Here is an 11,506-nt window from a genome sequence, read left to right as displayed (position 1 = left end):
ACGGGGGCCTCCGGAGGTGCGAAGGAGGAGCATTTTCGCACCTCCTTTGGCCCTCCAGTGCTTCTGGGACGGGGGCCTCCGGAGGTGCGAAGGAGGAGCATTTTCGCACCTCCTTTGGCCCTCTAGCGACGCCCGGAGCGGCCTGGGCGGCCGGTTCCCCCCGGCCGCCCAGGCCCGCCGGCGCGTCCGGAAGACCTGCCGGAACCGCCAGCGCCGCCTGGACGGCCGGGACCAGCCGGGCGGCGCGCGGCCGTCGGGCGGCGGCCGTCACCGCGCTGGCCGGGGCCGGCGGGCCCGCCCGTGCCCTCGGACCGACGGGAGCCGTTGACGGCGGCGCCGACCATCACCGCGCAGGCGAGCGCGCCCGCGACATAGCCCCAGACGCGGTGGTCGAACAACGCGAACAGGGCTCCCATGCCAAAGATCACCAGGCCGAACAGCCCGACGGTGAGCAGGACGGCCAATGCCCGCTGCGCCTTCACCGGCGGCCGGCCGCCGCGGCGCCCAGGGCACCGCCGCCAGAAACGACACCGTCAGAAACGACACCGTCAGGGACGGTGCCAGCCGAGATCGCGCCGACGGAGGCGCGGCCGGCCCGGCGGAGTCCCGTCACCGGGCGTCCCGCCATGCGGCCCTCAGCCACGGCGGCGGGCGTGCGTGAGCACCACGCTGCCGCCGTCGTCGGAGGTGCGCCGGTCGTCCCACGCGACCAGCGGGGACAGCGGAGCCGCGGCGTTCCAGCCGGCCCGGCCGCCCTTGCTCGACAGCGTCAGGTAGAACCGCTCGGCGCGCTCGGAGCGGAACATGTGCGTCTGGCTGACGACGTCCAGGCCGGCGGCGTCCAGCAGCTTGGACAGCACGTCCGCCGGATAGGTGTGCTTGACGTGGTAGCGCTCCCGGTGACGCGCGAGCATCGCCGGCCAGCGTTCGGCCCTGGTCAGCGCGTCAGCGGACATCACGAGATCGCCGCCGGGGCGCAGCACTCGCGCCATCTCGGCGAGCGCGGCCGCGCCGTCGTCGAAGTGCTCGATCGCGCAGACGGACATGACGACGTCGAAGGAGCCGTCGGCGAACGGCAGCGCGAGCGCGTCGCCCTCGATCAGCCCCGGGTGGCGGCGTAGCCGTCCGCCGAAGTCCAGCTTGTGCCGCGCGAGGTCCAGGCAGACTGCGCGTGCGCCGCGGCGGATGGCCTGGCCGGCCCAGTAGCCATCCCCGCCGGCGACGTCGAGCAGGGTGCGCCCGCGCAGGTCGCCGGCCCAGCGCAGGAGGGTGGAGACCTCCCGGCGGCGCATCACGTGCACCTGGTGCCCGAAGTACGCCAAGGCGTCGTCGCGCAGCGAACTCATGCCTCCAGTCTGCCCTTCGCCCCCACCGGCGCACGTGCCGGGTCATTCCGGCGAGTCGGCGACCAGCCCCGCCCCTGCCTGTGGTGGTGCTTGTCGCGAGGCCGCGCGGCAGCCCGCGGCGGATCTCATCTTCCGCGCCAGCCTGTCCCCGGGGTCTCCACAGACTGGCGGTCGGTCGCCGCGGCGCCGAACGTCCAGATGGGCTTCAGGTCCCTGAACAGCCAGTCGGTCGAGAAGGCGGCGCCGACCGGGCTCGGCGGGATGGGCAGCGGCTCGCCGGCGGGGTGGCGCGAGCCCGGCGTGGCGACCCACAGGAAGGTCGGGGCGAGCGGCAGCGCGGCGCGCGCGAGCCACGCCCGCGCGGCCACCGGCAGCTGGCCCACCACCGTGCCCGGCAGGGGCAGGCCGCGCAGCGGGCCCGGCAGCGGCGGTAGGCGTGGCACGTCGGCCTCGGCGTGGAACGCCTCGGGCGCGAGCAGGACCGGCACCGTGTAGTCCCAGGCCCGCAGCCCGGCGGCCGCGAGCATCCGGCGCAGGCCGGCGCGCGTGCGGTAGCGCTCGTAGTAGTGCTCGCCGCGGCCGGTGGCCCGCAGGTACCTGTCGGCCAGCGCAGGGGGCAGCCAGGACAGCAGCGGCAGCCGGTGGTGTGGCTCCATGACGCCGAGCCGGTTGCCGAGGCCGAGGTACGCGACGCCGTCCGGCGCGAGGACGCGGCGCACCTCGGCGGCGAGCGCGTCGGCGTCGGCGACGTGCTCGTAGATGTGGTTCGCGACGACCACGTCGACGGCGCCGTCCGCCAGCGGCAGGGAGAGCCCGTCGGCCTGGACGAACCGGGCACGCCTGGCGAACCGCGCCCTGGCGCGGCGCAGGCCGGCGATGTCGATGTCGACGCCGGTCACCTCGGCACCGGCGGCGGCGAGCTCGTCGCAGATGAAGCCGGCGGAGCATCCCACGTCGAGCACGCGCAGCCCGGCGAACGCCCGCGGCGCGGCCTGGTCGCGACCGAGGAAGTGGGCAAGCACCGCGATCAGCTTGCGGGCCTTGCGGCGGCGGGTGAACTCGTCGAGCGAACGGGGCTCGATCTCGGAGTAGCGCAGCTGGCGCCCGCGCGCCTCGGTGCGACGTGCCCTGGTTCGGCGGGATCTCGTCTGACGTATCGGCGCAGTGCGTGTCGTCGCTCTCACAGTGCGTGAGAGTACGGACAGCTCTCTAACGCTTACCTATTGTGCTCAATGGCCTCGCCTGGTCCAGGCTCACCTGGCCCAGGCTCATCCGGTTCGGCCTCCCCCAGGCCGGCATCCTCCAGCCCGGCCTCGACCCGGGCCTCGCTCTCCGGGAACGTCTCGTCCAGGACGGCGCCGGCAAGCACGTCGAGGTACCGCTCCCAGCCACCGGCGGTGTCCGGCGGGCGCACCTTGGCCGCCAGCGCCGCGAGCACCCCGGGCTCGTAGAGGCGGCGCAGCGCCGCGGCCAGCGCCGCCGGGTCCTCCGGCGGGACCAGCAGGCCGTCCACCCCGTCGGCGACGGCCGCGGGCAGGGTGCCGACCGATGTCGCGACGACCGGCAGGCCATGCAGGTGCGCGAGGTCGACGTTCTGCGACGCGGTACCGGCGCGATAGGGCAGCACCAGCGCATCCGCGGCGTCGAACAGCGCGGGCACGTCGGCCGCGTCGACGTAGCCGGGACGCAGCTCGACCCGGTCGGCGAGCCCGAGCTCGGCGATGAGCGCCCTGGTCTCCTCCGTCCCGCCCCAGAACTCGCCCGCGACCGTGAGCGCGACGTCCGGTGGCCCCCCCGCCGCGAGGGCCCGCAGCAGCACATCCAGCCCCTTGTAGGGACGCACCAGCCCGAAGAACAGCACCCGCCGCCGCGGCGCCCGGCCACCGGCGGCCAGCGCGGCACCCGCGGCCCCGGCCGCGGCTTCGCTCCCGGCGGCATCCGCGGCCCCGGCGGCGCCCGGGCGCACCCGGCGGGTTGGCGCGGCCCACAGGTGGGGAGCCATCGCGGCGACGTGCACGGGTGCCCTGGTCAGCGCCGCGGCCCGGGTCGCCTCGGCGTCGGTATGGACCAGGACGGCGTCGGTTCGGCGCAGCACGGCCCTGACCAGCGGCTCGTCGACCGGCCGGCGCTCGTGCGGAAGCACGTTGTGGCAGAGCGCGAGCACGAACGGCCCGGCCGGGCCGGCCGGCTTGCCCGGCGGGCGCCCGGCTGAGCTGACACGGGTACCGGCGCGGTCGCCGGCCCGCGGCCGGGAGCGGCCCAGGCCGGCGAGGATGCCCAGATAGGCGGGAGCCTGGATAGGGGTGACCACGACGACGATGACCACGTCGGCGGTGGCCCGCAGCCGGCGGCCGAGCCGCACCCAGCCATCCGGCCGGCGCCACGACAACGGGTAGCCCGTGGCCGGGAACGGCTCCATCTCGGGCACGTCGACGCGCTGCTGACCAGGGTAGAGCCGAGCTGGGTACTGCTCGCTCCACGACTCGATCCACACATTGTGTCCGCGCACGGCCAGCCGGTGGGCGAGCTCCGTGGTGTGCTGCGCGATCCCGCCCTTGTACGGGTGGGTCGGCCCGACGATCGCGACGCGCGGCCGGCCGCTGGCGGCCGCGCCGCCCTCGGTCCCGGTGGCCGTCGACGGCTCAGGAGCTGCCACGGGAGCGGGCGACCAGGTCGCCGATCAGCGCGAGGACCGCGATCTGGAAGCCGACCAGGATCGCCAGCATCGTCGACGTCGTGACGTGGAAGTTGTACCGGATGACGTCGTAGATCAGCTTCACGAAGCCAAGACCCATGATCCACAGCGCCACCGGCATGAGGACCTTGATCGGGTCGAAGTACATGACCATCCGCAGGACCTGCAGGATGTAACGCCGCGCGTCCCGGAACGGGTGGAACTTCGACTTCCCGGACCGCTTCGCGTAGTCGATCGGGATGTAGTCCACCGGGTGCTGGTTGGACAGGAATGCCATCGTGATGGTGGTGACGCAGGAGAACCCGGGCGGCAGCAGCCGCAGGTAGGGCAGCGACACCTCACGGCGGAACGCGCGCAGGCCCGAGTTCAGGTCGGGAATCCTCATCCCGGACAGCCGCTGCGCGACCATGCGGATGAACCACTTCGCCGGCACCCGGGCCCACTTGTGGGTGCCCTCCTCGGTGAGCCGGGCTCCGACGACCTGGTCGACGTCCTGGTGGTCGTCGAGGTACTTGATGAACTCGGGGATCCGCTCGTTCGGGTAGGTCATGTCGGCGTCGGTCCACACGACGATCTGGCCGCGGGCATCCCGCGTGCCGATCCGGCGGGCGGTGCCGGAGCCGCCATTACGCCGGAACGGCATCAGCCGCATCCTCGGGTATTGGGACGCCACCTCGTAGAGCACCGCGAGCGTGTTGTCGGTCGACTTGTCGTCGATCACCAGCAGCTCGTAGCTGTAGCGGCTGGCGTCCATCGCTCTCGTGATCCGCTCGAGCTCCATGACGACGTGGTCCTGCTCGTTGTAACAGGGCAGCACGATCGTCACGTACGGCGCGTCTCGCTGGACCGAGAACTGTTCGTCGTCGCCGGGCGCGGTGAGCATGGACGCGTCCGATGGGTGGGGCTGGCGGATGGCGCTGACACTCACGTCGGTCTGACTCCCGGTCGCGTGCGGAACTGAGCGGCCTCGGCCACCGGACGCGAGCGGGCACTGTGACGCCGCCGGCGGCTTCTGCGCCCCCCAGGGTGACACGGTGTGGCGCACGCCCAGACAGTGGGCAGGCCGTGGACACGCTATGCGACGGGCGCCGTGTGCCCGCCATCGGGCGCTTAGTGCCCTCCCACGTGGTTTTGGGCCAAGGCACTTGGCGGTGGTACGGCTGGATCCAGGTCACCGAGGTGGCCGAGTTGGCACAGCGCTGACGCGCCGTCACCATGAGCGACCAGGCTGCGCTGGCGGCTCACCAGAACGACCACCCACTGCGCGGCGAGACACCCAAGGCCATGGGATGCGGCGGGCGCTGGGCGTCTACGCGGCTTCGGCCCCGGTGCGGGTGGCCATCGCGGCGGCGCCTAGTCTGGTTTGCCGTGGGTGCGTTCAGGAGCGATCTCCGCGAGTACGTCCAGCATGTCCGTGCCCTGCATACGGGCCGGGAGACGTCGGCGCTGGCGTTCGTCGCCGGGCTGCGCTACCCGCTGGCCTATGGCAAGCCGATCTGGACGGGCTCGCGCACGATCATCGAGGGCCACGAGCGTTTCGAGTTCAGCCCCGGCGGGGTGATGCGGGTCGGCCTGGGCTCGTTCGGCCTGTCCACCAAGCACGACTCGTCCGTTGTCCGGGTGCATCCGGAAGGACGGCTGCGCTGCGAGGGTGTCGTCTCGCTGCAGCGCGGCGTGCGGGTGGTCGTCGACTCCGGGCTGCTGCAGCTGGGCCACGGGGTGAACATCAACGGCTTCGCGAAGATCCTGGTCCGCGAGCGGGTGTCCATCGGCGAGCACTGCACGATCTCGTGGAACACCCAGATCATGGACAACGATTTCCACCCGATCATCATCGACGGCGTACAGCAGCCACAGAGCGCGCCGGTCGTGATCGAGGACCACGTCTGGATCGGCACCGGGGCGATCGTGCTGAAGGGCGTGACAATCGGCGAGGGCGCCGTCGTCGCCGCCGGAGCCGTGGTGACCCGGGACGTCCCGGCCAAGGCGATCGTCGCCGGCTCGCCCGCGAAGGTCATCGGCACCGCCGACACCTGGTCCTGAGGCCGTCCCGCGGCCGGACGCTCCGCGCCCGCGGACCTCCCAGCAGACCTCCCAGATCGCTCCGCGATCCGGCAGGGACCCCGGCTTCGCCGATCTGGGAGGTCGTGATCTGGGAGGTCCGCGGGCGCTGGGCGCCCTCCCATGTGGTTCCGGACCCTGGCATATGGCGGTGGTAAGCCTTTGAGCCCGAGCTAACGAGGTGGCTGAGTTGGTACTGCGCTGATGCGCAGTCACTCGTCGTGGCTGGGCTGCGTGCGTTGCTCGCCGGAACGAGATCGTGACCACCCAGTGGCTCGACGTCGAAGCTCATGGGATGTCTGAGAACGCCGCCGCGCGCCCATCGGTTCAGGTTCACCATGAGCGGTGCCGGCCGGCGTCCGTGACGGCCAGATCCTGGTCGATATCCTGGTCGATCGGGGCGAATTGGGCCGATCAGGTATATCCGTTGCTGGCGGTGCGCTGGTGAACCCCTACGATGACAGGCGTCCATCGCCCGGGGGGTCTTTCACTGTGCCCACTGTTGTGGAAGGCCGGCATCCGGCCGTCGCCGACGCCCGCCAGCTGCTGCCGCCTGAGGTGCGGTTCCGCCCGTGGCGGGTGCTGCGGTCCGTGCCGGCACCCGTCTGGCTGATCACGGCCGCGTTCGCCCTGCTGCTGGGCACCTGGTCGATGCTGGTGCCGCAGTACCACGCACCGGACGAGCCGCACCACGTCGATGCCGTGATGCGCCTGGCCGAGGGCAAGGGCTGGCCGCCCACCGGGCATGCCCTTGTCTCGCCCGAGACGGTCGGCTCGATCGCCGCCGCGCCCTACGGCACCCGGGACAAGCCACGCGAGCTCGCCGTCGGGCCGTTCACGGAGGCGGACGCCCCCGCGCGCACGGACCGGCCCGAGTGGGGCGAGCTGGCCAGGCCCGGCCAGCCGGCACCCGACGTGCAGCAGATGCTGCAGCACCCGCCGCTCTACTACCTGGCCGGCGCGGCGCTGGTGAAGCTGCCGCCGGGTGCGCCGCAGGACCTGCGGTTCGACCTCGTCATCGGCCTGCTGCGGCTGATGAGTGTGCTGATGGTCGCGCCGCTGCCGCTGCTGGCCTGGGCGGCCGCGGACCGGCTCACCGAAAGCCGCGTCGCCGGCCGGATCGCCGCGCTGGTGCCGCTGGCGGTTCCGATGCTCACCCACATCGGGTCGAGCGTGAACAACGACGCGCTGCTGGTGCTCACCGGGGCGCTTACGACCCTGGCGCTGTGTTACGTGCTGCGCGGCGACACCTCGTTGCGCACAGCCTGCTGGCTGGGCGCGTTCATCGGCGTCACGATGCTGTCGAAGTCGCTGGGCGTCGTGTTCGTCCCGATGGCGATCGTGGCCTACCTGCTGGCCTGGCTGCGCGCCCGCAAGGCCCTGGCCCGGGCCGGTACCCAGGCACCCGATGCCGGCGCGGCCGGACTCGGCGCCGCCACGGGCGGCCGGCGCGAGGGCGGCGACTCCGCCCCGTTCCTGCTCGCCGAGGCGGCGGCCGGGCCGGCGGTACCGGCCGGCGCCGCCCGCTTCCCCTGGCGGCCGCTGCTGGTCGGGTCGGCCGCGGCGCTCGCCTTCGGCGCCTGGTGGTTCGTCGTCAACGTCGTCCGCTACCACTCCTTCCAGCCGTCGACGCCCGGGTTCACACCCGGCAGCAAGCTGTCCGGCTGGGGCGAGTACGCCGACGTGCTGGTCAACGGCACGATCCTGCGCTGGTGGGGCGACTTCGGCTGGTTCGAGGCGCACGTACCGGAGCTGGCGGCCCGGATCGGCACCGCGGTGATCGCGGTGCTCGTCGCCGTCGGGATCGCCCAGGCACGCGGGGCGACCCGGCGGGTCGATCTGCTGCTGATGGTGTGGCCGACGGCGGGCCTGTTCGCCCTGATGACGCTGCAGTCCGGGCTGCACTTCCACCGGACCTACCACGTCAGCGGCATCTCCGGCCGGTACCTGTTCGCCGGGATCGCGGCGCTGGCCGTCGCGGTCGGCGCGGGCGCCGCCTCGACCGGCCGGTTCTCCCGGTTCGCCCCGCCACTGGTGCTCGCCGCGGCGCTCGCGATGCAGGGCATTGCCGGCCAGCTGCTGTTCCGCCGCTGGTGGGAAGGCCCGGGTGGCGGGCCCCGCACCGGCTTCTCCAACCTGCTGGCCTGGTCGCCGTGGCCGGAGCTCGCGGTCGAGATCGTGATCGGTCTGTGCGCGCTGACGCTGCTGGCGATCATCGTCTGGTCGGTGGTCTTCGCGATCCGCCCGGTACCGCGCGACCCGGGCGAGCGCGACGACCACGCGGGCCGAGGCGGCGCGCCCGCGCCGGCGCTCGCGGCGACCGGCGGCGTGGACGGCGCGACGGGCGGCTACGACTGGTTCGCCGACGGCCCGGGCGGTCGCACCGGTGCGCACCCAACCACTCCCGCCGGCTCGGCCGGCCCTGCTGGCTCTGCTGGCTCTGGCGGCTCCACCGGCCCGTTCGGCCTCGGTCCCGAACCGTCGAACGAGGCGGAGCAGACGATGTCCATCCCCCGCCGTCCCGGCGCCCATCGCCACCGTCGCCCCTGATCCCCGGGCAGGGCCGCAAACAGGAACTACTTACGGCAACTGGATTGTGGCGCCACGGCGTCGCGGGTGGGACCGCAGACTGAAGACCTGTCGGGGGAGGGCGACCGGCTCGGTCGGGGGTGGTCTGTGCGGCGCAACCAGCACCAGACGCTCGCCTTCCCGCCCATGGCCGCGAGCCTGCCCGCCCAGCAGGCGCTGACGGTCTCGCCCCACCAGGGACTCACTCTCCCTACGCATCCGACGCACCCGCTGGGCGCCGTCGCCGCCGACCCGCTTTCCGCCGACGATCCCGAGGAGCTGGGCAGTTACCAGCTGATCGGCCGGCTCGGCGAGGGCGGGATGGGCACCGTCTACCTCGGCGTCGGCCCGCTTCGCGACGGCCAGTCGATCCCCGGCGGCGCCTCCCCCGGCGGCGAGCCACCCGGTGGCGCCGCTCCTGGTGGCGGTCCGGCCGACGACGCGGCGACCGGCGGGGCGGCGAAGATCGGGCCGAACGGCATCGAGGGCGATCTGCGCCTGGTCGCGATCAAGATGATTCGGGCGGACCTGGCCCGGCTGCCCGAGTTCCGGGAGAGGTTCCTGCGTGAGGCGGACGTGGCGCGCCGGGTCGCCCGGTTCTGCACCGCGGAGGTGCTCGAGGTCGTCGACCCGCCGGACGGCCCGCCCTACCTGGTCACCGAGTACATCGACGGGCTGACGCTCACCCACGCCGTGCTCGCCGGCGGCCCGCTGCGCACCGGCGACCTGGAACGGCTGGCCGTCAGCGTCGCCGCCGCGCTGACCGCGATCCACGGGGCCGGGCTGGTACACCGCGACCTCAAACCGTCGAACGTGATCCTCTCCTCGCTCGGCCCGCGCGTCATCGACTTCGGCATCGCCAGGGCCACCGACGCGCACGGCGTGCTGAGCCACGACATCCAGCGGATCGGCACACCCGCGTTCATGGCCCCCGAACAGGCCAACGGCCGGCTGGTGACGGCCGCGGCGGACATCTTCGCCTGGGGCGGGCTGGTCACCTACGCCAGCACCGGCGTGCTGCCCTTCGGCGACGGGCCAACGCCGGTCCAGCTCTACCGGGTCGTCCACCTGGAGCCGAATCTGGAAGGCCTCGGCCCGGCGCTGCGCCCGATCGTCGAGCACGCGATGCGCAAGGACCCCGCGCAGCGCCCGACCGCCCAGGAGCTCTTCCTGCGCCTGGTCGGCATGGGCCCACCGACCCACCCCGACCCGGCGGTGAGCCGGGCGATCCGCTCAGGCGCGATCCCCGGCCAGCCGCCGGCCGCGGGCGCGGGCGCGGACACCGACGGGCCCACGGACACCGACCCGCCCCTGGCCGCAGGCGAGGCCGGTGCCACCGGCGCGCGTGGGCCCGCCGGGGACGCGGCGGGCGGGCCGGGTGGCGTCGGCGCACCCTCGGGCGGCGACGGCCCGGCCGGCGGCGAAGCCCTCGGCGGGTACGCCGGCCCGCCGGACCGGACCTGGCGAGACCGGCTGCGCCACGGCTCCCTGATGATCACCCCGTTGCTCGCGCTGATGCTGATCGCGGTCCTGATCCCGGTGGTGCTCGGACGGGCACCCGCGCCAAGCCCGACGCCGGCCGCGCTCGCCGCCGAGGTCGCCGCGTCCGCCGATGAGATCCGTTCCACCGACGCGGGCCTGGCCGACGCGCTGAGCCTCGCCGCCTTCCGGATCAACCCGGCCCCGACCGCCCGGGCGAGCCTGCGCACCTCGTTCGCCGGCGCCGCGGCGAGCCCGCTTTCCGGGCATACCGCGTCGGTGCTCGGCGTCGCCGTGAGCCTCGACGGCCGGCTCGCCGCCACCGCGTCCGCCGACGGCACCACCCGCCTCTGGGACCTCGCGGCCCTGACCGGCCAGGCTGGGGGGATGGCATCTCGGGGAACGCCGTCGAGGGAGGCGCCGTCGCCGGCGCGGCCCCCCGCGCCGCTCGCGGTGCTGAGCGGGCACGACGGCTGGGTCACCGCCGCCGCCTTCAGCCCGGACGGGACCCTCCTGGCCACCGCGGGCTACGACCGCACCGTGCTCCTGTGGGACGTGAGCAACCCGGCCAGCCCGGTGAAGATCGCGACGCTGACCGGCCACGAGGGCTATGTTCTGTCCGTCGCGTTCAGCGCGGACGGCGGGCTGCTGGCGACGTCCGGCCACGACGACACGGCCCGGATCTGGGACGTCCATGACCCGAGGCGCCCGACGGAGCTGAGCGTCCTGACCGGCCACACCGGCTGGGTGCGCCACGTTTCATTCAGCCCCGACGGCCGGCTGCTGGCGACGGCGAGCACCGATCACACGGCCCGCCTCTGGGAGCTCAGCGACCCCCGCCATCCCCGCGAGCTGGCCACCCTGTCCGGTCACACCGACTACGTCTGGGCTGTGGCCTTCAGCCCAGACGGCCGCCAGCTCGCCACCGGCGGCTATGACGGCACCGCGCGCCTGTGGGACGTCACCGACCCGAACCACCCGCGCCTCCTCGAGACGATCAAGGCGGATTCCCGCTGGGTGCTCGCGCTGGCCTTCAGCCCCGACGGCCGCATGCTCGCCACCGCCGGCCGCGACGACACGGTCCATCTCTGGGACCTCACCACAAGTGGCCCGCCCGCCGCCGTCGGCAGGCTTTCCGGCCACACCGACTGGATCCAGGATCTCGCCTTCACCCCTGACGGCCAGTCAGTCCTCACCGCGGCCTCGGACCACACGGCGCGGCTGACTCCGATCGACGACACCACGCTTCTGGCGACCGCCTGCCGCACCGGGTCCAACCGGCTGGATCCCGTCCAGTGGCAGCACTACATCCCCGCGGCCCCCTACCGCCCCGTCTGCTGACAACCACCCCACGGCC

Annotated in this window: 8 protein-coding genes; 3 read left to right on the top strand and 5 right to left on the bottom strand. The window is 73.6% G+C overall.

Annotated elements, in window-relative coordinates; translation table 11 throughout:
• Positions 1-122: 122 nt before the first annotated feature.
• The 5 genes from QOZ89_RS39730 to QOZ89_RS39710 all read right to left on the bottom strand — a co-directional run bounded on the left by QOZ89_RS39730 (position 123) and on the right by QOZ89_RS39710 (position 4,924).
• Entirely contained in the window at positions 123-482 is a 360-nt protein-coding gene (locus tag QOZ89_RS39730) for a hypothetical protein (RefSeq protein ID WP_083419660.1), read from the bottom strand.
• Between the two features lie 153 nt (positions 483-635).
• Positions 636-1,346, bottom strand: coding sequence for a class I SAM-dependent methyltransferase (locus QOZ89_RS39725; protein ID WP_071052693.1), 711 nt, complete (start codon positions 1,344-1,346; stop codon positions 636-638).
• Between the two features lie 125 nt (positions 1,347-1,471).
• Positions 1,472-2,530, bottom strand: a complete 1,059-nt coding sequence (locus tag QOZ89_RS39720; protein WP_083419661.1) for a class I SAM-dependent methyltransferase — start codon at positions 2,528-2,530, stop codon at positions 1,472-1,474.
• Positions 2,531-2,562: 32 nt separating this feature from the next.
• Complete coding sequence (locus QOZ89_RS39715; RefSeq protein WP_312629236.1) at positions 2,563-3,927, bottom strand: glycosyltransferase; 1,365 nt, start codon at positions 3,925-3,927, stop codon at positions 2,563-2,565.
• A gap of 61 nt (positions 3,928-3,988) precedes the next feature.
• Positions 3,989-4,924: a glycosyltransferase family 2 protein gene (locus QOZ89_RS39710; RefSeq protein ID WP_071052694.1), complete on the bottom strand. Its 936-nt coding sequence runs from the start codon at positions 4,922-4,924 to the stop codon at positions 3,989-3,991.
• 485 nt (positions 4,925-5,409) lie between these two features.
• Between QOZ89_RS39710 and QOZ89_RS39705 the strand changes: the two genes are divergently transcribed.
• From QOZ89_RS39705 to QOZ89_RS39695, 3 genes are all read left to right on the top strand, one after another.
• The gene (locus QOZ89_RS39705) at positions 5,410-6,084 is read left to right on the top strand and encodes an acyltransferase (RefSeq protein ID WP_071052695.1); all 675 of its coding nucleotides are present in this window, start codon (positions 5,410-5,412) and stop codon (positions 6,082-6,084) included.
• 510 nt (positions 6,085-6,594) lie between these two features.
• Positions 6,595-8,652 carry an ArnT family glycosyltransferase gene (locus QOZ89_RS39700; protein ID WP_312629224.1) on the top strand — a complete coding sequence of 686 codons (2,058 nt, stop codon included), beginning with the start codon at positions 6,595-6,597 and terminating at the stop codon, positions 8,650-8,652.
• Positions 8,653-8,817: 165 nt separating this feature from the next.
• Positions 8,818-11,490 carry a WD40 repeat domain-containing serine/threonine protein kinase gene (locus QOZ89_RS39695; RefSeq protein WP_397428936.1) on the top strand — a complete coding sequence of 891 codons (2,673 nt, stop codon included), beginning with the start codon at positions 8,818-8,820 and terminating at the stop codon, positions 11,488-11,490.
• Positions 11,491-11,506: the final 16 nt, after the last annotated feature.

It is taken from the genome of Pseudofrankia coriaricola, from assembly GCF_032027725.1.
Classification (GTDB): Bacteria; Actinomycetota; Actinomycetes; order Frankiales; family Frankiaceae; genus Pseudofrankia.
This window is presented reverse-complemented; position numbering and strand designations above follow the sequence as displayed.